Source organism: Parasphingopyxis sp., from assembly GCF_028279465.1.
Lineage (GTDB): Bacteria > Pseudomonadota > Alphaproteobacteria > Sphingomonadales > Sphingomonadaceae > Parasphingopyxis.
This window is the reverse complement of sequence record NZ_JANQNS010000017.1, coordinates 50,350-75,926: the sequence shown is the minus strand read 5'-3', so window position 1 is coordinate 75,926 and position 25,577 is coordinate 50,350. Positions and strand designations below refer to the sequence as shown.

The 25,577-nt window shown below is 62.5% G+C and carries 25 protein-coding genes and 1 riboswitch; of the genes, 14 read left to right on the top strand and 11 right to left on the bottom strand.

Going from position 1 to position 25,577, the window contains the following annotated elements; genetic code table 11:
• Nucleotides 1-11 precede the first annotated feature (11 nt).
• The 4 genes from Q0974_RS14055 to sucC form a co-directional block, all read right to left on the bottom strand.
• Nucleotides 12-929 (bottom strand): energy transducer TonB, encoded by a 918-nt coding sequence (locus Q0974_RS14055; protein ID WP_299328915.1) that lies wholly within the window; start codon nt 927-929, stop codon nt 12-14.
• Between the two features lie 48 nt (nt 930-977).
• A complete protein-coding gene (locus tag Q0974_RS14050; RefSeq protein ID WP_299328913.1) occupies nt 978-1,907 on the bottom strand; it encodes an electron transfer flavoprotein subunit alpha/FixB family protein in 930 nt (309 codons plus the stop codon).
• Nucleotides 1,907-2,653 (bottom strand): electron transfer flavoprotein subunit beta/FixA family protein, encoded by a 747-nt coding sequence (locus Q0974_RS14045; RefSeq protein ID WP_299328910.1) that lies wholly within the window; start codon nt 2,651-2,653, stop codon nt 1,907-1,909. Before Q0974_RS14045 ends, Q0974_RS14050 begins: the two co-directional genes overlap by 1 nt.
• 195 nt (nt 2,654-2,848) lie before the next feature.
• Complete coding sequence (gene sucC, locus Q0974_RS14040) at nt 2,849-4,042, bottom strand: ADP-forming succinate--CoA ligase subunit beta (RefSeq protein WP_299328907.1); 1,194 nt, start codon at nt 4,040-4,042, stop codon at nt 2,849-2,851.
• A gap of 242 nt (nt 4,043-4,284) precedes the next feature.
• On the opposite strand from sucC, the gene Q0974_RS14035 reads away from it, so the two are divergent.
• The gene (locus tag Q0974_RS14035) at nt 4,285-4,818 is read left to right on the top strand and encodes a sterol desaturase family protein (protein ID WP_299328905.1); all 534 of its coding nucleotides are present in this window, start codon (nt 4,285-4,287) and stop codon (nt 4,816-4,818) included.
• Nucleotides 4,819-4,820: 2 nt separating this feature from the next.
• On the opposite strand, the gene Q0974_RS14030 is transcribed toward Q0974_RS14035, so the two are convergent.
• From Q0974_RS14030 to crtY, 4 genes are read right to left on the bottom strand one after another with little or no spacing between them, the layout of a single operon-like run.
• Nucleotides 4,821-5,300 carry a hypothetical protein gene (locus tag Q0974_RS14030; protein WP_299328901.1) on the bottom strand — a complete coding sequence of 160 codons (480 nt, stop codon included), beginning with the start codon at nt 5,298-5,300 and terminating at the stop codon, nt 4,821-4,823.
• Between the two features lie 4 nt (nt 5,301-5,304).
• Nucleotides 5,305-6,210, bottom strand: coding sequence for a phytoene/squalene synthase family protein (locus Q0974_RS14025; protein ID WP_299328898.1), 906 nt, complete (start codon nt 6,208-6,210; stop codon nt 5,305-5,307).
• On the bottom strand, nt 6,207-7,688 hold the full coding sequence (locus Q0974_RS14020) for a phytoene desaturase (RefSeq protein WP_299328895.1): 1,482 nt from the start codon (nt 7,686-7,688) through the stop codon (nt 6,207-6,209). The genes Q0974_RS14025 and Q0974_RS14020 overlap by 4 nt, the downstream gene beginning before the upstream one ends.
• Nucleotides 7,685-8,899, bottom strand: coding sequence for a lycopene beta-cyclase CrtY (crtY, locus tag Q0974_RS14015; protein ID WP_299328892.1), 1,215 nt, complete (start codon nt 8,897-8,899; stop codon nt 7,685-7,687). Before crtY ends, Q0974_RS14020 begins: the two co-directional genes overlap by 4 nt.
• Nucleotides 8,900-9,178: 279 nt before the next feature.
• Between crtY and Q0974_RS14010 the strand changes: the two genes are divergently transcribed.
• From Q0974_RS14010 to Q0974_RS13990, 5 genes are all read left to right on the top strand, one after another.
• Entirely contained in the window at nt 9,179-10,774 is a 1,596-nt protein-coding gene (locus Q0974_RS14010; protein ID WP_299328889.1) for a hypothetical protein, read from the top strand.
• 141 nt (nt 10,775-10,915) lie between these two features.
• Nucleotides 10,916-11,776, top strand: a complete 861-nt coding sequence (locus Q0974_RS14005) for an alpha/beta fold hydrolase (protein ID WP_299328886.1) — start codon at nt 10,916-10,918, stop codon at nt 11,774-11,776.
• Nucleotides 11,777-11,882: 106 nt separating this feature from the next.
• On the top strand, nt 11,883-12,674 hold the full coding sequence (locus Q0974_RS14000) for a sterol desaturase family protein (RefSeq protein WP_299328883.1): 792 nt from the start codon (nt 11,883-11,885) through the stop codon (nt 12,672-12,674).
• Nucleotides 12,640-13,032, top strand: a complete 393-nt coding sequence (locus tag Q0974_RS13995; protein ID WP_299328881.1) for a DUF2141 domain-containing protein — start codon at nt 12,640-12,642, stop codon at nt 13,030-13,032. Before Q0974_RS14000 ends, Q0974_RS13995 begins: the two co-directional genes overlap by 35 nt.
• 7 nt (nt 13,033-13,039) lie before the next feature.
• Nucleotides 13,040-14,161 carry a serine hydrolase gene (locus Q0974_RS13990; RefSeq protein WP_299328878.1) on the top strand — a complete coding sequence of 374 codons (1,122 nt, stop codon included), beginning with the start codon at nt 13,040-13,042 and terminating at the stop codon, nt 14,159-14,161.
• A gap of 6 nt (nt 14,162-14,167) precedes the next feature.
• Here the strand turns inward: Q0974_RS13990 and Q0974_RS13985 are convergent, their stop codons facing one another.
• The 3 genes from Q0974_RS13985 to Q0974_RS13975 form a co-directional block, all read right to left on the bottom strand.
• Nucleotides 14,168-15,280 (bottom strand): aldo/keto reductase, encoded by a 1,113-nt coding sequence (locus Q0974_RS13985; protein ID WP_299328876.1) that lies wholly within the window; start codon nt 15,278-15,280, stop codon nt 14,168-14,170.
• Nucleotides 15,281-15,328: 48 nt separating this feature from the next.
• Entirely contained in the window at nt 15,329-16,294 is a 966-nt protein-coding gene (locus Q0974_RS13980; RefSeq protein ID WP_299328873.1) for an alpha/beta hydrolase, read from the bottom strand.
• A 105-nt stretch (nt 16,295-16,399) separates the two neighbouring features.
• Complete coding sequence (locus tag Q0974_RS13975; protein ID WP_299328870.1) at nt 16,400-17,281, bottom strand: AraC family transcriptional regulator; 882 nt, start codon at nt 17,279-17,281, stop codon at nt 16,400-16,402.
• A gap of 74 nt (nt 17,282-17,355) precedes the next feature.
• Between Q0974_RS13975 and dinB the strand changes: the two genes are divergently transcribed.
• From dinB to Q0974_RS13935, 8 genes are all read left to right on the top strand, one after another.
• Nucleotides 17,356-18,474 (top strand): DNA polymerase IV, encoded by a 1,119-nt coding sequence (gene dinB, locus Q0974_RS13970; protein ID WP_299328867.1) that lies wholly within the window; start codon nt 17,356-17,358, stop codon nt 18,472-18,474.
• Nucleotides 18,475-18,574: 100 nt separating this feature from the next.
• Complete coding sequence (locus Q0974_RS13965) at nt 18,575-19,438, top strand: MipA/OmpV family protein (protein WP_299328864.1); 864 nt, start codon at nt 18,575-18,577, stop codon at nt 19,436-19,438.
• 82 nt (nt 19,439-19,520) lie between these two features.
• Nucleotides 19,521-19,901: a hypothetical protein gene (locus Q0974_RS13960; RefSeq protein ID WP_299328861.1), complete on the top strand. Its 381-nt coding sequence runs from the start codon at nt 19,521-19,523 to the stop codon at nt 19,899-19,901.
• 90 nt (nt 19,902-19,991) lie between these two features.
• Complete coding sequence (locus tag Q0974_RS13955; RefSeq protein ID WP_299328859.1) at nt 19,992-21,533, top strand: NAD(P)/FAD-dependent oxidoreductase; 1,542 nt, start codon at nt 19,992-19,994, stop codon at nt 21,531-21,533.
• 76 nt (nt 21,534-21,609) lie between these two features.
• On the top strand, nt 21,610-22,119 hold the full coding sequence (locus tag Q0974_RS13950) for a DUF2569 family protein (protein WP_299328857.1): 510 nt from the start codon (nt 21,610-21,612) through the stop codon (nt 22,117-22,119).
• Nucleotides 22,120-22,224: 105 nt separating this feature from the next.
• Complete coding sequence (locus Q0974_RS13945; protein ID WP_299328854.1) at nt 22,225-22,977, top strand: VOC family protein; 753 nt, start codon at nt 22,225-22,227, stop codon at nt 22,975-22,977.
• A 54-nt stretch (nt 22,978-23,031) separates the two neighbouring features.
• A riboswitch (TPP riboswitch) is annotated at nt 23,032-23,147 on the top strand.
• 41 nt (nt 23,148-23,188) lie between these two features.
• Nucleotides 23,189-25,066, top strand: a complete 1,878-nt coding sequence (gene thiC / locus Q0974_RS13940) for a phosphomethylpyrimidine synthase ThiC (protein ID WP_299328851.1) — start codon at nt 23,189-23,191, stop codon at nt 25,064-25,066.
• Nucleotides 25,067-25,103: 37 nt separating this feature from the next.
• Nucleotides 25,104-25,577: a Rid family hydrolase gene (locus tag Q0974_RS13935; protein ID WP_299328848.1), complete on the top strand. Its 474-nt coding sequence runs from the start codon at nt 25,104-25,106 to the stop codon at nt 25,575-25,577.

Genomic DNA, 25,577 nt, shown 5'->3' with positions numbered 1-25,577 from the left:
CGCAGTGCTCGCTAGGGTATCGTGAATACGACGCGGCTCATATAATATGATGCCATTGGCTGGCCTTCGGCATCGAGTGCGGGCGAAAACTCGGCGCGATTAGTGAGCGCCCTGCACACCGCCCTGTCGAACGCCTCATCACCGATTGATTGTTGAATGTGGCAACCTGCTACACGCCCGTCGGTATCAACCAAAAGTCGAAAATTGACAATCGCCTGCGCTCCACTGCGTATGGCCGGCCGAGGATAATCGCTAGGTGTAACCCATCGACCCGGTGATCCAAGCGGTCGAGCCGCCTGCGAAATACCTCTGTGCCGTTCTACATCCAAGCCCCAATCCCAATGCGTAAGAAGCTCTTCGGTACAAGCATTCAGCGCCTCAAAAGCCGGTGCCATCGACCCCGTAACCAGCCTTACAGGTGGGCCAAGACGGGTATCAATCTCGATAAAGTCGATGGCTGCGATTTCATCGTCGGTTGCTACCGGACGGTCGAAGAGATGGCCCTGCTCGTCTTCAATCAGTCGGGTCCATTCCTCCCGCTCGGCATCAGTCAGCGGACGTAACAGAGCTTCAGTGAAGAATATCAAAGCCCGATCTTCGCCAACAGTGCCACGCAGATACCGCATCTCTTGCACCGCAATTTCCGAACCCAAGCGGACAGAGGCCACTGTATCGGTCCGAGTTGGTCGAAACGGCCGACCCGCGACAATCAAACTAAAGCTATCGCCTGGCGCATACTGGCGCATGACCAGCGTCGCGCGATCTTCGCCTTCACCAAAAACTCGTGCCAACTGACAACTATCGTCCGCATAGTGGATATTCCACGGCGACGCTCCCTCAAGCCGCAGCGGCTCTTGGGCAAAGGCTGGGAGCGCCCCGGACAATGAGGCGAGAGCGGCAAAACCAATCCAAAGAAAAAGGCGGCTCATGCCCGAAAGCATAAGCCGCCGATTTTGCGTTGCAAAGACAGTCCGCTGTTACAGCTTCTCGGTCAGCTCCGGCACCGCGTTGAAGAGATCCGCGACGATGCCGTAATCGGCGACCTGGAAGATCGGGGCGTCTTCATCCTTGTTGATCGCGATGATCGTTTTCGAATCCTTCATGCCGGCGAGGTGCTGGATCGCGCCGGAGATGCCGATCGCGATATAGACTTCCGGCGCGACGATCTTGCCGGTCTGGCCAACCTGATAGTCGTTGGGCACATAGCCCGCATCGACCGCGGCGCGCGAAGCCCCGATACCCGCGCCGAGCTTGTCGGCGAGCGGGGTGATGACTTCTTCGAACTTTTCGCTGGAACCCAGCGCGCGGCCGCCCGAGACGATGATCTTGGCGCTGGTGAGCTCCGGCCGGTCGCTTTCGGCGATCTCTTCGGAAACGAAGCTCGAAAGCCCCGCATCGCCCGGACCGCCAACGGCCTCGACAGACGCCGAACCGCCCTCGGCGGCCGCCTTGTCGAACGCCGTGCCGCGCACCGTGATGACGAGCTTCTCGTCCGAGCTGGTGACGGTCGCGATCGCGTTGCCGGCGTAAATTGGGCGCGTGAACGTCTTGTCGCCTTCGATGGAGAGAATGTCGGAGACCTGCATCACGTCGAGCAAAGCGGCGACGCGCGGCGCGATATTCTTGCCGGTCGTGGTCGCCGGGGCGACGAAGGCGTCGTGACTGCCCATCAGATCGGCGATCAGCGGCGCGACATTTTCCGGCAGCGCGTTGGCATAAGCGGCATCGTCCGCGAGATGCACGGTGGCGACACCGGCGACTTTCGCAGCCTGATCGGCGACGGCCTGGCAACCGGAACCGGCGACCAGCGCGTGCACTTCGCCGAGCTTGGCCGCCGCCGTCACCGCGGCGAGCGTCGCATCCTTCATCTCGGCATTGTCATGTTCGACCCATACGAGCGTCTTCATTACGCGACTCCCATTTCTTTGAGTTTGGCGACCAGCGTATCCACATCTTCGAGGATCTCGCCGGCTTCGCGCTTAGGCGGTTCGCTGACATTGGAGGTCGTCAGCCGCGGCGCGGTATCGACGCCATAATCGCCCGGTGTCTTCGTATCGAGCGGCTTGGACTTCGCCTTCATGATATTGGGGAGCGAGGCATAGCGCGGCTCATTCAACCGCAAATCGGTCGTGACGATCGCGGGGAGACTGAGCTTCACCGTCTGCAGACCGCCATCGATCTCGCGCTTCACATCGACACTGCCATCACCGACCTCGACCGTGTTGGCAAAGGTGCCCTGGCCCCAGCCGAGCAATGCCGCGAGCATCTGGCCGGTCTGATTGCTGTCATCGTCGATCGCCTGCTTGCCGAGGATCACGAGGCCCGGCTGTTCTTCGTCGGCGACGGCTTTCAAGAGCTTCGCGACGGCCAGCGGTTCCACATCGTCATCGGTCTCGATCAGGATCGCGCGGTCGGCGCCCATGGCGAGCGCGGTGCGCAGCGTTTCCTGCGCCTTGGCCGGGCCGATCGACACGGCGACGATTTCCTCCGCCTTGCCGGCTTCCTTGAGGCGGATCGCCTCTTCGACGGCGATTTCGTCGAACGGGTTCATCGACATTTTGACGTTCGCCAGATCGACGCCCGAGCCGTCGGCCTTCACCCGCGGTTTGACGTTGTAATCGATCACCCGCTTGACGGGCACCAAAATTTTCATCGCTTCATTCCTCCTGGGCCTTGTCTGTCGCGGCCCTTTACGTTCACGTAAACGTCACTAGCATGTTGCACTGCAACAAATCAACTCTAATCCCTCTCTTCCGCTCGGGCTGAGGTTGTCGAAGCCCCGTACTTTTCTTCAACGCCCGAAAAGTGAAGAGCAACCCTTCGACAGGCTCAGGGTGAGCGGATGTGTTTACTTCTGCACCTGCTCCACAATTTTCCGCGCGGCATCGCCCAGATCGACGGCGCTCACTATCGGCAGGCCGCTATCGGCCAGAATATCCTTGCCCTGCGCGACATTCGTCCCCTCCAGACGAACAACCAGCGGCACGTCGAGCTCCACTTCCTTCGCCGCCGCGACGATGCCCTCCGCGATAATATCGCAGCGCATGATCCCGCCGAAGATGTTGACGAGAATACCTTCGACCGCGGGGTCGGACAGGATGATCTTGAACGCGGCCGTCACCTTCTCCTTCGACGCGCCGCCGCCAACGTCCAGAAAATTCGCCGGGAAGGCACCGTTGAGCTTGATGATATCCATCGTCGCCATGGCGAGGCCCGCGCCGTTCACCATGCAGCCGATATTGCCGTCCAGCTTGATATAGGCGAGATCGTGCTTCGAGGCTTCGAGCTCCATCGGATCCTCTTCGCTCTCGTCGCGCAGCTCTTCCCAGTCCGGATGGCGGAACTCGGCGTTGGAATCGAAGCTCATCTTGGTGTCGAGCACGAGCAGCTGGCCATCGTCCGTTTCGACGAGCGGGTTGATTTCCAGCATCGAGCAATCGAGCTTGGTGAAGGCCTCGTAGAGATTGGCGGTCAGCTTCACGCAGGCGTCGGCGAGATCGCCGGACAGCTGCAGCGCATCGGCGGCTTTGCGCCCATCAGCTTCGGTGAAACCTGCCAGCGGATCGATGGTGATCGTCGCGATCTTTTCCGGCGTATCATGCGCGACAGCCTCGATATCCATGCCGCCCTCGGTCGAGACGACCATCGCGACCCGGCCCGTCGCCCGGTCGACAAGCAGCGCCAGATAATATTCCTCTTTGATATCGACGCCGTCGGTCACGTAGAGCCGATTGACTTCCTTGCCCGCTTCGCCCGTCTGCACGGTCACCAGCGTATTGCCGAGCATCTCCCCGGCGTCCTGCCGGACATCCTCGACGGATTTCGCGAGCCGCACGCCGCCCTTGGCGTCCGGGCCGAGTTCCTTGAACTTGCCCTTGCCGCGACCGCCAGCGTGAATCTGCGCCTTCACGACATAGAGCGGCCCGGGCAGATCTTCGGCTCCGGCAACCGCCTCTTCGACGGTCGTCGCGGCCACGCCCTTCGGCACGCCGACGCCGAATTCGGCGAGCAGTTCCTTGGCTTGATATTCATGGATGTTCATGGCGGCAAAGCGCTCCTGAAAGCAGAATGGGAGTCGGAAAGTTCGGGACGCGCTAAAGCATAGTCGGGCGGGTATGGGAAGGGCGACAACACTCCCAAATCCGATTGCCCTGAGCATGTCGAAGGGCTGCCCTTCTTTTTCAACCGGCTATAGAATAGAGCAGGACTTCGACAGGCTCAGCCTAAACGAGTTTTGGTTAGACACCCCTCGCACTCCGCATCCGGCATCGCTATATCGCCCCCATGCACTGGTCGCTCGGCATCCTGCTCTTCCTAGGCACCGTCCTCTTCATGGAGGGCGTCGCCTATGTCGCGCATCGCTGGGTGATGCACGGGTTCGGCTGGTTCCTGCACAAGAGCCATCACCGGCCGCGCACCGGAAACTGGGAGCTCAACGATCTCTACGCGCTGATCTTCGCTATCCCCTCGATCATCCTGCTGCTCGGCGGGGTGCAGTTCGGCTGGTGGGAAGGCACGATCTGGATCGGCGCGGGCATCGCCGCCTATGGCGCCATCTATTTCGGCTTTCACGATGTCATCGTGCACAAGCGGCTCAATCACCGCTATCTGCCGAAATCCAACTATATGAAGCGCATCATCCAGGCCCACCGGCTCCACCATGTTGTCGAGACGAAAGAGGGCACGGTCAGCTTCGGCTTTCTCTGGGCGCCCAAGCCCGAGGATTTGAAGGCCGAACTCAAACGCCGCGGCCATGAAGGCGTCCGCGCGCCGGTCGGCACGTTCCGCGAAGGCGACCGGCAGCCGGAGAGCATTTAGGCTCAACCCATAGACAGACGATGATTGCTGTACTGGCTCGGCAACAGGCCGAGATAGCGGACAACGCTGCGCCGCATCCGGTAATGCAGCGCGATGCCGGTCAGCCCGCCGCCGATGATGGCGACGAACAGTCCAGCGAAGAAACTGTCGATGAAATAGGCGGCGAGCGTGGCCGCGAGCAGCAGCAGCGCGATCACGCGGCCATGATGCGGATTGCTGATCGTATAGGATATCCGCCCCGCCTCGCCCAATGGCAGCTCGAAGCGCACGGCCCGCGCCATCCGCACCGAAAAATCCATCCGCCCGCCGATCCGCCGCACCTCGGTGCGAAAGCGTTCGAACCAGCCCATATTGCGCCGCGCGCGGAGCGGTACGGCCGAGAAGATCGCAAAGCCGTCCGCCGCCAGTTTGCCGGGCAGCCGCTCCCGGATCGCCCCCACGATTTCCGGACGCTCGATTGTCAGATGGCCATTGAATTCCATTGGCCTAGCGAACTGGTGCGAATTGCCCGCGATTCAATGCCTGCCGCCAGCTTTTGAAGAGCCAGCCCAGCTTTTCGCGCCGCGTCGTAAAGACGCGTTCGTCGAGCGCCACCTCGCCCCTCGCCGCGACCTTGCGCGCGATATCGCCATAAATGCCCGCCGCTGCGAGCACGGCCCAGGCGGAGCGAAACGGCAACGCCGCCGTGCCTATACGCGCGCGATCCTCATACTGCCCGGCAAGCTCGGCAAGGCGCTTCGCCAGCGCCGCCAGCGCCGGGCGATACGCGGGATCGCGCAGATTTTCGGGATCGATACCTGTCTCCGCCAGCCATTGGCGCGGCAAATAGCAGCGGCCATTATCCGCATCCTCGCCGATATCGCGCGCAATATTGGCGAGCTGAAAGGCAAGGCCGAGATCCTCGGCGCGCGGCAATGTGTTTTCGTCTTCGGGTGGTACGCCCATCACCATCGCCATCATCATGCCGACGACGCCCGCGACATGATAACAATAGCGCAAGAGATCTTCCTCGGTCTCCGGCACCCAGCCGTCTGCGTCGAGCGCGAAGCCCGCGATATGATCATCGATGAGTGCGCGGGGAATTTCGCATTCCTGCGCGACCACGCCCAGCGCATCGAAACTGGGATCGCCGGTCGCTTCGCCCGCCAGCGCCCGATCCGTCTTGTTCCGGATTTCGGCAAGCCGAGCCTGCGGGTCGGCGACTACCGACATGTCGTGACCCAGCGCCTGCCCGTCGGCGAGATCGTCGCAGCGCCGGCACCAGGCATAGAGCAGCCATGCCCGCTCGCGCGTGTCCGGATCGAACAGCTTGGACGCCATGGCGAAACTCTGCGAGCCGCGCCCGATCGTCTCGCGCGCCTGCGCGACCAGAGCCGCGCGGTCAGCAGTCACGGCGCAAGATCCTCCAGCATCAGCCCGGCCGTCGCCTTCGCGCTGCCGACAACACCCGGAATGCCCGCCCCCGGATGCGTGCCCGCGCCGACGAAATAGAGATTGTTCACCACATCGTCGCGATTATGGACGCGGAAATAGGCGCTTTGGGTCAGGATCGGCTCAAGGCTGAAGGCGCTGCCCTGATGCGCGCTGAGATCGGTCTGGAAATCCTTGGGCGTGTACCAGAATTTGGTGCGGATCCGCTGCTTGAGACCGGGGATCAGCCGTGCATCGATATGGTCGATGATCCGCTCGGCATAATCTTCGGCGATAGCATCCCAGTCTGCCGGGAATTTGCCGAGATGGGGCACCGGCGCGAGCGCATAGAAGGTCGAACAACCCTCGGGCGCCATCGACGGATCGGTGACCGTCGGATGGTGCAGATAGAGCGAGAAATCCTCGGCCAGCACGCCATGATCGTAAATATCCTTGAGCAGCCCGTCATAGCGCGGGCCGAACAGGATCATATGATGCGGAATGCCCGGCCATGTCCCCTCGACGCCGAAATGTAGGACGAAAAGCGAGGGCGAATAGCGCTTTTTCAGCAGGCTTTTCGTCGCGCGCTCCCCGCGCTTGGTGGTCGTCAACAGATCGCGATAGCTGTGCACGATATCGGCATTGCTCGCGACCGCGTCGAAATCGTCGCGCCAGCCGCTCTTGCATATCAGCCCCGTCACACGCTCGCCCTTAGTCTCGATGGTCTCCACCGGATCGCCGATCCGCACCGTGCCGCCGATCCGCTCGAAATGCGCGACCATGCCCGCGATCAGTCGGTTCGTCCCCCCTTTTGCGAACCACACGCCGCCATCCTTTTCGAGTTTATGGATCAGCGCATAAATCGAACTCGTCTTCATCGGGCTGCCGCCGACGAGCAATGTGTGGAAGGAGAGCGCCTCACGCAGCTTCTCATTCTCCACAAAACTCGCGACCATCGAATAGACCGATCGCCAGGCCTGTTTGAGCGCCAGCGCCGGGGCGGCCTTCAGCATCGATTTGAAATCGAGAAACGGCACGTCGCCGAGCTTCAGATAGCCTTCCTCATACACCCCGGCCGAATATTCGAGGAAGCGGCGATAGCCTTCGACATCGGCCGGGTTGAGCTTCTCGATTTCCTTGGTGAGATGCACCTCGTCGTTCGAATAATCGAAATTCGTGCCGTCCGGCCAGTTGAGGCGATAAAAGGGAAAGACCGGTTCGAGTTCGACATCGTCGCCCATATTCGCGCCGGTCAGCTCCCAGAGCTGGGTCAGGCATTCGGGATCGGTGATGACGGTCGGCCCGCCGTCGAAGACGAAGCCATCCTTCTCCCAACAATAGGCGCGCCCGCCAGGCTTGTCGCGCGCCTCGATCACAGTCGTTTCGATCCCGGCGGACTGGAGGCGGATGGCGAGCGCCAGCCCTCCGAAGCCCGCACCGATCACGGCTGCCTTGGTCATGTCGTCCTGCTCTTTCTCTGTCTGCTCTGTGTCTGTCTGCCGTGCCAGATGGCACGGATGCCCCGGCTGATGGGGATGGGGGGCTTGCCGGAAACGATGCGCAGCTTGTCGGCCATGGTGCTGCGCCCGGCATAGAAGCGCGATATGAGCGCGGGCCGAAGCCGGTAAAAGCGCTCGAGTATCTTGTACCGGTCGGACGTATCCGCGCCGTAGAACAACATGCTGTCCAGCATCCGGTAGAAGCTCGCATCGCGCCAACCCTGCGCCGCGCGCGCAAAGAGCCGACCGTGCAGCGCCTCGCCATCGAGATCGACATGGCCCGCGACGAAAAGCGCGCTGCGCACGGCTTCGGGCAGCGAATAGCCGGTGACGGGGTGAAACAGACCCGCGCGCACGCCTGCTTTGGGCACGGGGCCGGTCGAGCGCCAATATTCGCCGAAGGAGCCGTTGCAGACGACCGGCAATACGCCTTTTTCGCGATGGACGATCTCGGCGACCTTCCAGCCCTGCGCCGCCGCATAGTCAAGCGTGCGCTGCTCGACCGTCGCGGCGTCCAGCTCCGGCCCGTCGCTATAATAGGTGTCCTCAACGAAGATGCGCCGCTCGCCAAAGGGCAGCGAATAGACGAAGCGATAGCCGTCAATCTGTTCGACCGTCGCATCCATGATGATCGGCCGTTCGAGGCCGTGCGGCTCGGCGAGCTCCAGCTCCAGCCCGACAAATTTCTGCCAGCCGCCGTCCAGCGTATCGAGATCGCCGGCACCCCGGCAATCGATCACGGCATTGGCGGCGATTTCCTTGCCACCCTCGAGCACCACATGATCGTGCGTCGCCGATGCGACCTTCTCGCCCGTCCGGATCGCTTCGGCGGGCAGCGTCTCGCGCAGCATGGTATCGAACTGGCTGGACCGGATCGAATGATAGGCCATGGAGAGCGTGCGGCTGTGCGCGGGAAAGCGCACTTCATAATCGTCCCAGCAATGGGTGATCAGCGGTTCGATCAGCGCCATGCCCTCGGCATCGACATCGCCTTCGAAAAAGGACCAGACATGGTTGCCGCCCAGCACATCGTCCGCCTCGATCAGGCGCACGCGGATATCCGGCCGGGCGCGATGCAGCGCCAGCGCGATCAGCCCGCCGGCCAGTCCGCCGCCGAGAATCGCGATGTCGCAGTCAAGATTATGGCCGGACCCGGCCGCCGCGTGACCCATGCCGCGCGCTCTAACCCAACTCCTGCGCGGCGAACAGCCTGTTACTGCGGACAGGGCCGTGGACGGATCGTGAAAACCGGCTTTGCAATCATGGTTGCCGCGAAATTAGTGACGAATTCGTCCAATCCCTGGCCGCGCCGAATCGGCATAAGGAGCACATCGAGTCGTCAGGCCAACGCTCGATCAACGACAGTATCGCAATATCAACGATAAGCGTGTGCACGGGTGCGCGGCACGCATGGGTTCGCTGTGTTCAAATCTGATCATTGGAGAAGGACCATGCTAGAACGTAATTTCATCCCCAACCCTAACGACCCGATCGAACTGCCCCGGCTGCCGATCGAATTTCGCCATCCGCTGGAGCGGCCGGCGCTGCGCCATCTGCGCTGGGGCCCGGCCCGGGTGAAGATCCTCATCGTCACCGATGGCGCGGGCTATGACGAAACCAGCGGTTTCGGACTCGGCATCATGATCGCCGACGCGTTCGACGAGAACCATCCCGACCATCCCGACTATGCGCGTTTCGAATTTACGAAAGCGCAGCGCTTCGGCAGCAGCGGCGTGACGCCCGGCTATGACGATTTCGAGTTCACCGCCGGATCGCTCGACGATTTCGACGAGCTCTGGCTGTTCGGCGTGAGCACGGCCGCGCCCTATCTCCAACCGGGCGAAGTCGGCGTAATCGAAGAGTTCATGGACCGCGGCGGCGGCGTGCTCGCCATGGGCGATCATGAGGATCTCGGCCTTGGGCTGTGCGGCGGGATCAAGCGCGTGCGTTCCATGCGCAAATGGTGGTTCCAGAACCCCGCGCCGCCCGCGAACATGGAAGTCGCGCCGGACAATGCGAACCTCACCCGCAACGATACGGTGCAGGCCCCGGTGCCCGGCGGGAACGTCAATAGCGGCACGCAGAGCGATGCGACGCCGCAGCCCGTCTATCCCAATTATCGCTATCGCTGGCAGTGGCATTTCTGGCGGCCCTGGAACCGCGTCAAATATCCGCATCCGCTGCTCTGCGGTCCGCGCGGCGTGATCAAGGTGTTCCCCGATCATGCGCATGAAGGCGATTGCATCATCCCGAATGCGGCCTTTGCCGACGAATATCCCGGCGATGTCGATGTCGAGATCGTCGCGCGCGGCCGTAATGTCGTCGGTCGGACCAAGTTCGGCGGGAACCAGATCACCGATCCGCGCGAATTCGGGCTGATCGGCGCCTGGGACGGACATGATCCGTCGACCGACGGCGCGGGCCGGGTCGTCGTCGATGCGACTTGGCACCACTGGTTCAACGTCAACCTGTTCGGGCTACGCGCCGAAGACGGGGTCGAATATGCCGATATTCTGGCCTTTTTCCGCAATGTCGCCGTCTGGCTCGCGCCGAAGGACGAACAAGCCCGGATGCGCCGCGCCGGACAGCTGATCACGTTGCTCATTCCCTCGCAGTTCGAACATACATTGACGCTGCACAAATTCCGGCCGGAGCTGATCTACTGGTTCGGCATCTATGCCCGCGACGCGCTCGGCAAGATCGCCCCGCAATGCCAGTCCGCCGCCTGGTATTTCGACATCATCCGCCCGCATCTGTCGGAACGGCTGATCGATACGCTGCGGCTGCGCGAGGATATCGATTTCGACCGGGAATCGATCGCATCGGCGCGCTTCGAGGCGATTGCGACCGAGACGGTCGGCACGAGCATCTTCGGCGGAGCGATGCAGGCCGTGGCCGCGGAGATCCAGGCCGAAAGGTTCGATGATCTCGAAGCCATTGCCGAAAAGATCGACGGATTGTCCGAAGAAGGCGGCAAGGCCGGCGCCGAGATGGCCGAAAAGCAGCTGCGCATCATCGCGGACAGCTTCGCGAAATTGAGCGGCTAGAGCGACCCGAGCCGTTCGCCGGCCGCCCCGCGCATCTGCGCGCGGGGCGGCCGGTTTGCATCTGGTTGCTGTCCATATATTCGCGGGAGCCGGTCAGTCGGCCATAGTGTCGGCGCATATGTAGTGAGGACCGCACCCGCAATGCGCTTGCCCGCCCCTCGAAAGACGATGATTGCGCAGCGGCAAGTGTCCTACCTGTATAGCGAAATGCCTGGCACGGTGCCGGTGCTGCTGCTCCATGGCGGCGGTCTCGATCGCGCTTCCTTGTCCTGGCGATGCCTTTTTCCCGCCCTTGCGACCCAACACACGGTGATTGCGCCCGACTGGCCCGGCTATGGCGACAGTGCAGGTTTCAAACAGCCATATCGCATTGCGGACCTGCACGGCTGGCTAATTGCGTTTATGGATACGCTCGATATCGACCGCGCGGATATGGTCGGCATTTCCATGGGCGGCGGCGTCGCTTTGCTCAGCGCGCTGGACACGCCGGATCGCGTCCGCCGCCTCATTCCCGTCGGCACCTATGGAGTGCAAGAACATACGCCCTATCACTTCCTGAGCTATCTGATGCTCCAGCTTCCGGTGAACGCGATCAGCTATGCGATCCTGCGCCGATCCCGCCATCTGACCCGAAAGGCGGTGGCGGCGATTTTTGCCGATCCCGACCGGGTGAGCGACGGGATAGTCGAGGAAGTGATGGAAACCCTGCACAGCGGACATACCGCCGAGGCGTTTTCCGCTTTCCAGCGCGCCGAGATCGGACCGAGACGGCTACGCACAGTGCTGACCGATCGGCTTGCGGAAGCCAAGCCGCCGGCGCTCTTCATCCATGGCGCGCAGGATGCGCTGGTGCCGCTGGCGGACGTGCGCCGCGCCGCTCGGATCATGCCGAACGCGCGTCTAGAGGTTTTGCAAAGCGGCCATTGGCCAATGCGGGAATGCCCGGAAGCTTTTAACGCGCTCGTGATGGAATTTCTGGGCGCAGCCAGCGGCCCCACCTAGACTCTGGCTGGCCACCATCTTCTGTGGCCCCTTGTTGCGCTTGCACAAAAGGCGAATCGCGCTATTCCGGGTGACGCTGGCGGTTGGTCTCGCTATGCAGGCGCGCATGACCGGCAGCTTCACCGCCATCTTGCTCTCCGCGCTCGCCATGACGCTGATCGTAGGCCTGCGCTATCTGGCGGCGAGCGGCTTTTTCGCCTGGCTGACCGGCCGGGTGCGGCCCGGATTATATAGCGCGCTGCGCCCGCAGATCGGCAAGGAAATCTACTGGTCGCTGCTCAGCGCGGCGATCTATGGCGTACCGGCAGGCATCGTCGCCTGGGGCTGGAACACACATGGCTGGACGCTGATCTATAGCGACATAACGGCCTATCCGCTCTGGTATGTGCCGGTATCGATTTTCCTCTATCTGTTCGCCCAGGACACATGGTTTTACTGGACGCATCGCTGGATGCACCGGCCGCGCATTTTCCGCCTCGCGCATGCCGTTCACCATGCCAGCCGCCCACCCACGGCCTGGGCGGCGATGAGCTTCCATCCGATCGAAGCGGCGACGCTTGCCATCTTCGTTCCGCTCATGATTTTCGTGATCCCCATCCATATCGTCGCTTTGGCTGTTGTTTTGGCCATTATGACGATAATGGGGGTGACAAATCACATGGGTTGGGAGATTTTCCCTAGGTTCATAGTCAAAGGGGTAGCAGGTCGCTGGCTCATCACCGCGAGCCATCATCAGCGGCATCATGCAGACTATAGGTGTAATTATGGGTTATATTTCCGGTTCTGGGACCGGCTCTGCCGGACGGACACGGGGCTGGGCAGCTTCGACGGCGAAGGCCGGCGCGGCAGCGGCAGCTTTCCTCATGCTCGGCGGGGTCAGCCCGAGCGGCCAGCTTGAAGTCAATGTGGAGGATTTGCGGTCGGATGACGGCCTGCTCCACATCTGCGTGACGCGCGATGCCGATCATTTCCCGGATTGCGAGAATGACCCGGCAGCGACCCGCGAAAGCTTCCGCGTTGCCGAGACGCGCTCGGTGCGCTTCGCCAACCTGCCCTCGGGCGATTATGCGATCGCCATCCTGCATGACGAGAATGGCAATTCGCGGCTCGATCGCTTCGCCGGAATCCCGCGCGAGGGCATCGGCTTTTCCCGGAACCCGCGTTTCTCCTTCGGCCCGCCGCGCTTCTCTTCGGCGCGTTTCCGGCTGAGCCCGCGTGGCGATGTCCAGAGCATCCGGATGCGCTACTTCCTCTAAGGCACGCATGAGATTGCTGCTGATCCGCACCGCCGCCCTGTGCGCGGCACTTTTCGTATCCGCGCCCGCCTGGGCCGATACTGTACCTCCCCAAATCGACCGGCTCGGCCTCGATGCGATGGTCGCGGCGATCGAGAACCGGGACTATCGCCGGATCGAGGGGATCATGGTCGAGCGGGGCGGCGAAATCCTGTTCGCGGATTATTATCGGCGCAGCGGACCGGAATCCCGGATCGACGCGCGCTCGGCCGGCAAGTCGATCACCGCGCTCGCGCTCGGCATGGCTATCGACGATGGCGCGATTGCAGGCGTCGACCTGCCTTTGCTCTCCTTCTTCGCGGATCGCGAGCCCATCGCGCATGACGGCCCCGAAAAACGTGCGATCACGCTCCATGACGCGCTGAGCATGTCCTCCGCGCTCGATTGCAACGACTGGACGATGGCGAGCCCGGGTAATGAGGAGCGCATGTACGACACGCGGGACTGGACCCGCTTCGCGCTCGATATTCCGGGCGATACCGAATACCGCCGCCACGAAGAGAGCGGACAAGGCCGCTTCTCCTATTGCACGGCCGGCGTCTTTCTCCTTGGCCGCGTCGTCGAGCGGGCCGTCGGCGAGCCGTTCGAAGACTATGTTCAGCGCCGCCTGTTCGACCCGCTCGACATCGACGACCCCGAATGGCGGCGTGCACCTGAAGGCGCCGTACAGACCGGCGGGCAGCTCAGCCTGCGGGTCCGGGATTTCACCGCGCTCGGCCGGCTCGTGCTCGACGGCGGAATGCATGACGGCACCCAACTAATCTCGCGATACTGGGTCCACGGCCTCTTTCGCCCGCACGTTCGCGCGACGCCGGATCAATCCTATGGCTATCTCTGGTGGTTCGCCAATTTCCAGGCCCCGGACGCCGAGCGCGATTATTCAGCCCTGATGATGTCCGGCAATGGCGGCAACAAGGTCGCGCTCTTCCCGGAACTCGACGCCGTCGTTACGATCCTCGCCACCAACTATAACGACCGCGATATGCACGATCTGACGGCGGATCTGATCGACACGCATATCCTCCCCGCCCTGCTGGCGGATTGCGAGGCCCGTCCGCCCTGCACGGCGAGCCCCGCCATCGCACCTTAGGCCGGATCAGTCGCCGGTCACGCCAGCGCCCTGCGCCGAAAAGGTCCGGTCCGGCAGATAATGGGGCGGCTTGTCGCCCACCGCTGTGCCGCCCTGCAGCATGCCCTGCATCTCGGGAATGAAGAAGCTGTAGGGGAAGTGCGGATCGCGAACGCTGACCTGATCGAGCCGCCGGCGCAACTCCGCCGGGATCTCGAAGTCGAGAGCGCCGAGATTATCCTCGATCTGCGAAAGCTTCGTCGCGCCGACCAGCACGCTGGCGACGCCCGGCCGGTTCGCGACCCAGTTGACCGCGACTTGCGCCATTGAGCGGTCGAGCTCGCCAGCGACCGCCTCCAGTTCGGAAACGATTTTCCAGTTGCGCTCGGTAAACTTCTCGAACGCCGGATTGCCGGAGCCGGCCGTTACCGCAAGGCGGCCCTCGCCTTCGGGCTTCTCGCCCTGGCTCGGCTTATATTTGCCCGAGAGCAGCCCCGAGGCCAGCGGGCTCCAGACCATGATGCCCGCGCCGTGCCGCGTGCCGAAATCGACGAACTCGTCCTCGATATTGCGTTCCACGAGACTGTATTCGAGCTGCAGCGCCGACAGCGACTCATAACCGCGCATCTCGGCGACCGTTTGCGCCCGGGCCGCATACCAGGCCGGCACGTCGGACAGCCCGACATGGCGCACTTTGCCCTGCCGCACGAGATCGTCGAGCGTCCGCATCACCTCTTCGGCCGGGGTTACGCGATCCCATGTGTGGAGGATGTAAAGATCGATATAGTCGGTGCCGAGCCGCTCGAGCGAACCTTCCACCGCGCGCATGATATTCTTGCGGCCATTGCCGCCGGCATTCGGATTGCCGGATTCAGCATTATAGCTGAATTTCGTGGCTATCACGGCGCGATCGCGGATGCCGGCATCCTTGATATATTGGCCGAGCATCCGTTCCGAATTGCCCTCGGTATAGAGATCGGCAGTGTCGAAGAAATTGCCGCCGGCCTCGACATAGGCGTCAAAGATCTGGCGCGAAGCGGCATCGTCTGCGCCCCAGCCCCAATCGTCGCCGAAGGTCATCGTGCCGAGCGCGAGGCGACTGACTTTGAGGCCGCTATTTCCGAGCGTGTAATAGTCCATTGTTATTCTCCTGTGATCCTGAATTTCGGGGAGGGGATGTCTGCGAAACTAACGCAGCGTAACGGCGAAATGGTCCGCCACGGCGTCGCTGGCCTGCGTCACCGCACCCTCCTGATCGTAGAAATCGAACTGGGTGACATCGTCGAGCCAAAGCTCGGCCTTGGGACCGGCGAGCCGATCAAAGAAGCGATGCGCACCATCGGGGATCGCGGCGGCCTCGGAATGGACGATCTGCACCGGCGTCTCGTCCAATTCGTCGGCGATCGCGATCGCATCGAACGTCAGCCACGGTTCCCAGGACGCGAGATTGAAATGGTTGTCATATTCGGGGATCGCGCCGGCGTCCGGATCGACATAATAGGGCGCGCCCTGCATAATCGCATCGCTGCCCGCTGCACCCGCGGCCGGCACAAGGCTGAGACTTCCGGACAGCTGATAGGTTTGGTCCGCGGCACGACTTTGGCTGATCCGCATATTCACGCCCTCTGCGCCGCCATAGACCGTATCGACGAGCGCCCGGTCGTGCAGCCACGGCGCGACGAGCGCGAGCGAGCGGATATAGGGCGAACGCGCGGCGGCGCCAGCCATATAGCCCGCACTGGCGCAGATGCCGAGCCCACCGATGCGAGCCGGATCGATTTCGGCACGCGTCGTCAGGAATTCGGCGGCGGCGAGAATATCCTCGGTCTTAAGTTCGGGGCTTTCGAGATAGCGGCGATCGCCTTCGGACTGGCCCCAGTTGCGAAAGTCGAAAGCGAGCGCGGCATAGCCCCTGTCCGCCATCTCGATCGCATAGTGGCGCGGCATCTGCTCCTTCACCGTCGTCCAGGCGCCGGTCACGATGACCGCCGGGAGCCGGTCGCCGGCTTCATAATCGTCCGGCAGATAGAGATCGCCGACAAGGCGCTCTCCACCGCTCTCGAACATCACGCGAACCGAAGTCGCGGCCTCGGCGGGAGTGGCCGCGACCAGCGCGGTCGTGGCGGCAGCGGCGGCGAGTAGAACATTCTTCATCGGGCGTCTCCTGTTTCGATCTGATGGAGATGAAATAGGAGACAGGTCCGTGCGCGGCTTGTCGGGCCCTGCGCGATTTTTGAAGATTCCTGCTCGATCCGGCGGCTAGATGCGTTTGCGGCGCTGGCTCGGCGTTTCGCCGGTGAATTGCTTGAACAGGCGCGTGAAATGGGCCTGGTCCGAAAAACCGCAGGCGAGCGCAATTTCGCTGAGCGGCCGCGCCGTGTCCGCCACCATCTCTTCGGCGCGCTCGACCCGGTAGCGCATCAGGAACTGATAGGGACTGTCGCCGATCGTGCGCTTGAAGAGCCGCGAGAAATGCGATTCGCTGAGGCCAGCCTCGCGCGCCATATCCTCTATCGTAATCGAACGGCCGTAATTGTCGGCGATGAAATCGAGCACACGCTTATAATGCCGCGCCGTAAAGGCTTTGGAAAAAGCGATATCCTCGGCCGCTTCCTCGCCATATCTTTGCAGCAGCTTGACCGTGAACACGCGGGCCAGCGATTCATACATCACCTCCGAACCCAATTCGCGCGACTGCAGGGCGTCGAGCAACAGCTCGGCGGCCGCCGTGATGTCGGCGTCTTCGAATTGCGGCAGGTCTTTGAGCTGGCGATCCGTCAGCAACATACCGAGCTCGCGCTCGGCGAACCGTTCGAGTTCGTTCGGCAGGATGGTAATAACGATGACCTTGGACGTGACATGCCAGAGCCAGCCGCTTTCGACGCCGGCCGGAGTCACGACGATCTCGTTGCGCCGATAGGTGAAATCGCGATGCTCGCCATCCCGCCAATTTTCGAGCCTCTGCGGCTCGTTCCTAAGATTGATCAAAATATGATGCTGGTCGTACACTTCGGCCGGCATCCGGGCGGCCGGCGCTTCGAAAAATTCGAGCGTCAACAGGTCGGCGGCGCGTGGGCGGACGATATCTTCGCTACGGACGAGCGGTTCGGAGGGATAAATGTCCTGATAGCGGCGCGGCATGCACCCTTTATGGGGCGGCGGCCGGTGGATTTAAATCGGCTGACGTGCTCGCGGATCGGCGGCATAATGGCACTGTGACCGAAACGCAGCCCGATACAGCGCCTGCCGATGCGCCGCCGCGCAAGATCATCCATATCGATATGGATGCCTTTTACGCGTCGGTCGAACAGCGCGATAATCCGGAGTTACGCGGCAAGCCGGTCGCGGTCGGCGGATCGAGCGGACGCGGCGTCGTCGCGGCGGCATCCTATGAGGCGCGCAAGTTCGGCGTGCGCTCGGCCATGCCTTCGGTCACCGCCAAGCGGCGCTGCCCGGACCTGATCTTCGTGCGCGCGCGCTTCGATATCTATCGCGCCGTCTCCAACCAGATTCGGGGTATCTTCAAGAGCTACACCGAACTCGTCGAGCCGCTCTCGCTCGACGAGGCCTATCTCGACGTCACCGCCTATCGCAAGCTGCCGACGGCGACCGCCATCGCCGAGGAAATCCGCACGCGGGTGAAGGATGCAACAGGCCTCACCTGTTCGGCCGGCGTTTCCTACAATAAATTCCTCGCCAAGATCGCCTCGGATCAGAACAAGCCCGATGGCATTTGCGTGGTGACGCCGAGACAGGGGCCGAAATTCGTCGCCCGCCTCCCCGTGCGGCGGTTCCATGGTGTCGGCCCAAAGACGGCGGAAAGGATGCAGCGGCTCGGCATCGAAACGGGTGCAGACCTGCGCGCGCAATCCCAAGAATTCCTCCAGGCCCATTTCGGCAAGAGCGCGAATTACTATTACCGCGCCGCGCGCGGCATCGACGACCGGCAGGTCAAGCCCAACCGCATCCGTAAATCCCTCGGCGCCGAACGCACCTATGGCGAGGATTTGCACGATCGCGACGCGATGGTCGCCAAACTTGAAGAGATCGCCGATACGGTCTGGCAGCGCGCGGAAAAGTCGGAAAGCTACGGCCGGACGGTCACGCTGAAGCTGCGCTACGCCGATTTCGAAACCCCGACCCGCGCCCGCTCGCTCGACCATCCGGTCGCTAGCCGCAACGAGCTGCTCGCCATTGGCACAGAGCTGCTCGACACGCTGATCCCTGACCCACGTGGCGTGCGTCTGCTCGGGCTCACCATGTCGGGCTTCGGGGAAACGGGCGACACGGTCGACGAACAGGATCAACCCGCGCAGCTCGGGCTCGATATTTAGCGGTTGCAGGCTACACTTTCGGCCATGTTGCCGGACAATGGCGGCGCGATATGTGTTGATCCTGCGAAAGCTCGAGTTCAGCCAAACCAAGGAGCCCAGTATGCGTTCGGTTCCCGCATCTTTCATCCTGCCCATGATCGGCCTCGCCTGGAGCGGCACCGCGCTGGCTCAGCCCGGCGAAGGTGGGCGGCCGCCAGGCACGGGCGAAGGTCCGCCCCGCGCCGATTTCGTCACCGTCGGCGTGATAGCTGCGGTCGGCCCGACCTATCAGGGCTCGGACAATTATCGGGTCTTGCCGCTCCCCAGCCTGCGCGGTCGGGTCAGCGGCTTCGATTTCGCGACGCGCGGGCCGGGGCTAACCGTCGACCTGATCCGCGAATCCCGCCCCGGCGACGTCAATCTGATCCTCGGCCCGGTCGCCCGTGCCCGCTTCGATCGTAATGGCGGCATCAATGACGATCCGGTCGAGGCGCTCGGCGATGTCGACATCGCGTTCGAGCTGGGCGGCACGGCAGGCGTCGCGATCTCCGGCATCTTCGACCGCACCGATGCGATCACACTCCAGACCGACATCACCTTCGACGTTGCCGGCGGGCATGGCGGCACGGTGATCAGCCCGTCCATCGCCTATCGCCGAGTCGTCGGCGCGGCCTTCGTCAATATCGGCGTATCGGCGAACTGGGCGGATGACGATTATCACGACACCTATTTCAGCATCGACGCAGCGGGCAGCGCCGCGAGCGGCCTGCCGCAATTTGCCGCCTCGTCGGGTTTTCAGGATATCGGCGTGTCGGCCAATATCGCCTATGACCTGTCCGGCAATCCGTTCGACGGCGGCTGGGGCCTGTTCGCCATCGCCAGCTATGCCCGCATGTTGGGCGAAGCCGCGGACAGCCCCGTGACCTCGATCCGCGGCGATGCCGACCAGTTTTTCGGCGGGCTGGGCATCAGCTACACCTTCTAGCCTGCCCGGTGCGGCCCATGATTGGGCTGGCGGCGACGGCACTGGGGCGGTAAGGGCTTTGCCTCTGGTGGGAGCGGGCGCGATGAGCAGAGCAAAACCGGTTATACTCACAGCCTTAGGCAGCCTTGTTCTGGCAGCGACTGCGGCCCTGCACTTTCTCGGCCATGCAGAGATAACGGCATGGGCGGATGCGCTCGGGGACCAGTCCTTCTTCGCCCGGGCTATCCCGACGATCTGGCTTTTTCCCTCCGTTCACTGGATTGCGATTGCCGTAGCGCTGCTCGCTGCCGCATGGGCCGGTATTGCGTCGCTCAGGCTGCTGCTGTTCGGATGCGCGCTGTTGCTGATCGTCGATGCTGCTCTGATCTATGCTGCGGTCGGCCCCTTTATCGGAAGCGCGATGCTGATCGGCGCAGCCGTTTTCTACATCCTCGCCGGTTTCGGCGCCCGTTCGGCACAATAGTCGCTCCCTGACCACCAACCGGCATTTGACTCAAATCAATGCGGCGTTTCATGCTGCGCACAAAAAGTGCAGCATAGCGGGAGAGTGGAAATGGATATGCTTGGCCAGAACAGCGAGATTTCAGACGCGGCCACCCATGTCGATGTGCTGGTCGTCGGCGCCGGAATTTCGGGCATTGGCGCGGCTTGGCATCTGAAAGACCAGTGCCCGAACAAGAGCTTTCTTATCCTCGAAAAGAAGGACACGTTCGGCGGCACCTGGGTCACCCACACCTATCCCGGCATCCGCTCGGACAGCGACCTCTATACCTTCGGCTATCGCTTCAAGCCCTGGACGTCCGCCCCGATCGCGAGCGCCGGGGAGATCCTCAAATATATGGGCGAGGTGATCGAGGAGAACGGAATCGACAAACATATCCGCTACGGCCACACGATCACAGCCGCCCATTTCTCGCGCGCCGACAATCTCTGGACGGTCGAAGCGACGGAGAATGCGAGCGGCGAGAAGAAACGCTTCACCGCCAACTTCCTCTGGATGTGCCAGGGCTATTACAGCCACGAAAATCCCTACACGCCCGAATGGGAAGGCATGGACGATTTCGGCGGCGAGATCATCCATCCGCAGCTCTGGCCCGAAGACGCCAAACTCAAGGACAAGCGCGTGCTCGTCATCGGCTCGGGCGCGACGGCGGCAACGCTCGTCCCGGCGATTGCCGGGGAGGTCGAACATGTCACCTTGCTCCAGCGCTCGCCCACCTATTTCTGGCCCGCACCCAACGTCAATGAGCTGGCCGACACGCTGCGGGAGATCGAGATCGACGAGGAGATCATCCACCCGATCGTGCGCAAGAAGATCCTGTTCGATCAGCTCCAGACGACCAGCCGCTGCAAGACCGAGCCCGAGGTCGTAAAGGAAGAGCTGCTCGGCGGCGTCCGCGAGTTTCTGGGCGAAGATTTCGACATCGAGACGCATTTCACCCCCAAATACCGGCCCTGGCAACAACGGCTGGCCTTCGTGCCGGATGGCGACCTTTTCCAAGGGATCGCGAGCGGCAAGGCCAGCATCGTCACCGATACGATCGAGCGCTTTACCGAGAAAGGCGTGCGGCTGAATTCGGGCGAGGAAATCGAGGCGGATGTTATCGTCACCGCAACAGGCTTCAACCTCTCGGTGCTCGGCGATATCCCCTTCTCCGTCGATGGCGCGCCGGTGAGCTGGCCCGAAACGATCACCTATCGCGGCATGATGTTCACCGGCGTGCCCAACATGGTCTGGATCTTCGGCTATTTCCGGGCGAGTTGGACGTTGCGCGTCGATATCGTCTCCGATTTCGTCTGCGGCCTGCTCAACCATATGGATGCGACCGGCGCGCGGCGGGTCGAGGTCGCGCTGCGCCCCGAAGACGCCGACATGACGATCGGCCCCTGGGTCGACCCCGAGGATTTCAACCCCAATTACCTGATGCGCGACATGCACCTGCTGCCCAAGGCCGGTGACAAACCGGAATGGCGGCATACGCAAGACTATTGGACCGAATGCGACGTGATCCCGGCGATCGATCTGGAGGGAGCAGAGTTCGTTTACACCGCCGATAGGGCACGGGCCGAGCGGGAGCCCGCCACCGCCAAATAGGCGTTCGCCCCTCGGTCCCGGTTGCTTGACAGATCATCGTCGGCCGCCGACGAAGCAGCACGCATAGGGAGGTTGCATGGCGTATCGGGACGGCCCGCAAGGCTTTGGCGGATGGCTGATCTTTCTCGTCGTCATCTACTGTGTGCTCACGCCCTTGGCCGAACTGTTCGCGATCATCGATCTGGTGGCGGGCCCCACATCGGACATTCTTCGTCCGATCGTTTCCAACTGGTCGCTGTTCGTCGGCACGTACATGGCGCTGATCGCGCTCGAACTGGGTATGCTATGGTTCATGGGATATCGCTTGGCGAAGGTGCACAGCCCGCGCACCGTCCGCATCGCGCTCGTGATCATCTGGATCAATACGCTTGTGATGCCGCCCATGGGCTTGGCGCTCATCTCTATCTTCACAGGCAGCGCCTACCTACCCTTGCTATCGGGCACCTTTGCCGAAGCGCCGGCCGAGCTCATACGGCCCGCCGTCTGGGCCGTGATATGGACGCTATATTTCTTCAATTCGCGCCGGGTCGCGAACACCTATCGGGAAGGCGCGGACGAAGAGGGGCTGGAGGAAGTGTTCACATAGACCGTGCGCCGATATGCGCGCATATTGCGCGGATACTATAGTCATACCGGGCCCTCGCCCGCCAATTGCCCGCTTGCCATTACCTTCGAGGGCAGCTATCTGCTAATGCAACGCGTTATCACTTATGAGGCGGGCATGTCGAGCGATCTGATCCATGTACGGGACGGCAGTCCGCTCGACCATCTTGCGCTATGCTGTCCGGACACGCGTGCCGGCATAGCGAAGGTGGCCGAAATTACCGGCGTCACGCCCGAGCTTGGCGATCCCGAGCCCGGGCAGTTTTACTGGAGTGGCGGGATTCCGCTTGGACAAGGCCGGTTTCTCGAAATACTCGGTCCGAATCCAAACTTTCGCGGCTTCAACCCCTTCATGGAAACCATCCGTAGCTTTGACGAACTGCGGCCCGCTTTCTGGTATGTCGGCACGCGCGACTTCGCCGCCTTTCGCGAAGCGGCGAAGGCAGCCGGCGCTCCGGTCCAGAGAATCGAAACCATCCGCTATGAACGCGATGGCAACAGGGTCGATTATCAGCGCGGCATATTGGGACCGGGCTTCAAAGGTACCCGGCCCTGCGTCATCCAGTGGAATCAACGCCCGCCGCAAATGAACGCCCCAGCCGCGTTGACGCTGCGTTCCCTGCGGCTTTCCGATCCCGACGCTGTCGAACTCCGGAGCCTTTTCGCGACGCTCGGCATCGATCAGCCGGTCGCGCAGGGGCCGGCGCATATCGCCATCGATCTCGACACGCCCAACGGGCCGGTGTCTTTCGAAGGACCGGCTTTGGCGTTTGAAGGTATCGGAGCGATGGCGAAGATGGCCAGCCTCTATCTGCGCCACCTGTTCCGGCGCGCAGGTTAGCGGAAACGCCGTACCGGAATCGCTCGACAAGCTCCGCATCACCGCTTACATTCTGCCTCATCCCCGGGGGACCGCACCCAGATGCGGTTGAGAGGCGAGAATTAGAGGGCTCGCGACCCGCAGAACCTGATCCGGTTGACACCGGCGGAGGGAGGGAGCGGTCTTCACCCGAAATCCGCAGACCCTCTCCGATTAGATGGAGAGACGACCCATGGCAGATATCCCCGCCCGCACCGAAATCGGCGTGACCACCGGCCCCATTCGTGGCTCGAAGAAAGTCCATGTCGCCTGCCAGTCCGGCAGCGGCGTGCGCGTCGCAATGCGCGAGATCCATCTCGAAGGCGACGAGCCGCCGGTCCGCGTCTATGATACCTCCGGACCGTACACCGACCCGGACGCGCATATCGACATCATGGCGGGCCTCCCCGCGATGCGGCGCGATTGGATCGTGGATCGCGGCGATGTCGAGAGTTACGATGCGCGCGAGACCAAGCCGGAAGATAATGGCCAGCTCGGCCCGGACCGTTCGGGCGGGGTCGATACCTTCCCCAATGTCGTCAAGCGGCCTCTCCGCGCCAAAGACGGCGCGAACGTCACCCAGGTGCACTATGCCCGCAAAGGCATCATCACCCCCGAAATGGAATATGTCGCCGAGCGCGAAAATCTCGGCCGGGAGTTCGCCGCCGAACAGGCGCGGACCAAGCTCGCCGAGGGCCAGAGCTTCGGCGCGGCGCTGCCCGAGTACGTCACCCCCGAATTCGTCCGCGACGAGGTCGCCCGCGGCCGCGCGATCATCCCGAACAATATCAACCATCCCGAAAGCGAGCCGATGGCGATCGGACGCAACTTCCTCGTGAAAGTGAACGCCAATATCGGCAACTCCGCCGTCGCCTCCGATGTCGCGAGCGAAGTCGATAAAATGGTCTGGGCGATCCGCTGGGGCGCCGACACGGTCATGGACCTCTCGACCGGCCGCAACATCCATGACACCCGCGAATGGATTTTGCGCAACAGCCCTGTGCCCATCGGCACCGTTCCGATTTATCAGGCGCTCGAAAAAGTCGGCGGCGTTGCCGAAGATCTGACCTGGGAGATTTTCGCCGACACGCTGATCGAACAGGCCGAGCAGGGCGTCGATTATTTCACCATCCATGCCGGCGTCCGCCTCCCCTATGTCCCCATGGCCGCGGACCGGATGACGGGCATCGTCAGCCGCGGCGGATCGATCATGGCGAAATGGTGCCTCGCGCATCACAAGGAGAGCTTCCTCTACGAACGCTTCCCGGAGATCTGCGAGATCATGAAGGCTTACGACATCGCCTTCAGCCTTGGCGACGGCCTGCGCCCCGGTTCGATCTACGACGCCAACGACGAAGCCCAGTTCGCCGAGCTCTATACGCTGGGCGAGCTGACGAAACTCGCCTGGGACCAGGATGTGCAGGTGATGATCGAGGGCCCCGGCCATGTGCCGATGCACAAGATCAAGGAGAATATGGAGAAGCAGCTCGAAGCCTGCGGCGAAGCGCCCTTTTATACCTTAGGCCCGCTCACGACCGACATCGCCCCCGGCTACGACCATATCACGAGCGGCATCGGCGCCGCCCAGATCGGCTGGTACGGCACGGCGATGCTCTGCTACGTGACGCCGAAAGAGCATCTGGGCCTCCCCGACCGCGACGATGTGAAAGTCGGCGTGGTCACCTACAAGCTCGCCGCCCACGCCGCCGATCTTGCCAAAGGCCACCCCGCCGCCCAGGTCCGCGACGACGCACTGTCAAAGGCCCGCTTCGAATTCCGCTGGCGCGACCAGTTCAACCTGTCCCTCGACCCCGACACGGCCGAGGATTTCCACGACCAGACGCTTCCCGCAGAGGGCGCAAAGACCGCGCATTTCTGTTCGATGTGCGGGCCGAAATTCTGCTCGATGAAGATTTCGCAGGAGGTCAGAGAGTTTGCGGCGAACAACCCGAATGGCGTGCTCGGGAATGCGGAAGACGTGAAACCCGATGCGGCCGAGGCTGGCATGGAAGAGATGAGCGAGAAGTTCAAAGAGGAGGGCGGGAAACTGTATGTTCCAGCCGCGGAATAGCGGCCGGCGATCTGTATGTGAAAGCGGAGGATGCACAATGACCGGGAAGACCATAACCGCTGCCCTTGCCGTGTCGTGCCTGGCGGCGCCCATTGCGGCGCAAGAGCCGGTCCGCACGATCATGCCCGAAGACGAGCAGGCGCGCGCCATGCTGGAACGCTTCGGCTTTTCCGAAGCGGTCGTGCATGGCGATACGGTCTATCTCTCGGGCGTGGTCGCGGGCACGCGCGGCGGCACGCTGAGCGAGGAAGAGGCCTACGACAATGCCTGGCGCTATATCGCCTCCATCCTAGAACGCGCCGGATCGAGCCTCGACGATATTCTGGATATCACCACGTACCACACCGACCTGCCCGCGCAGATCGACCTTTTCGCGGAGGTCAAACACCGCCACATCATCGCCCCCTTCCCGGCCTGGACCGCGATCGACATCGACCGCCTGCTCCCCGATTCCGGGCTGGTGGAAATCAAGATCGTCGCGCGCGTCAGCGATGCCGAACCGGAGGAATAA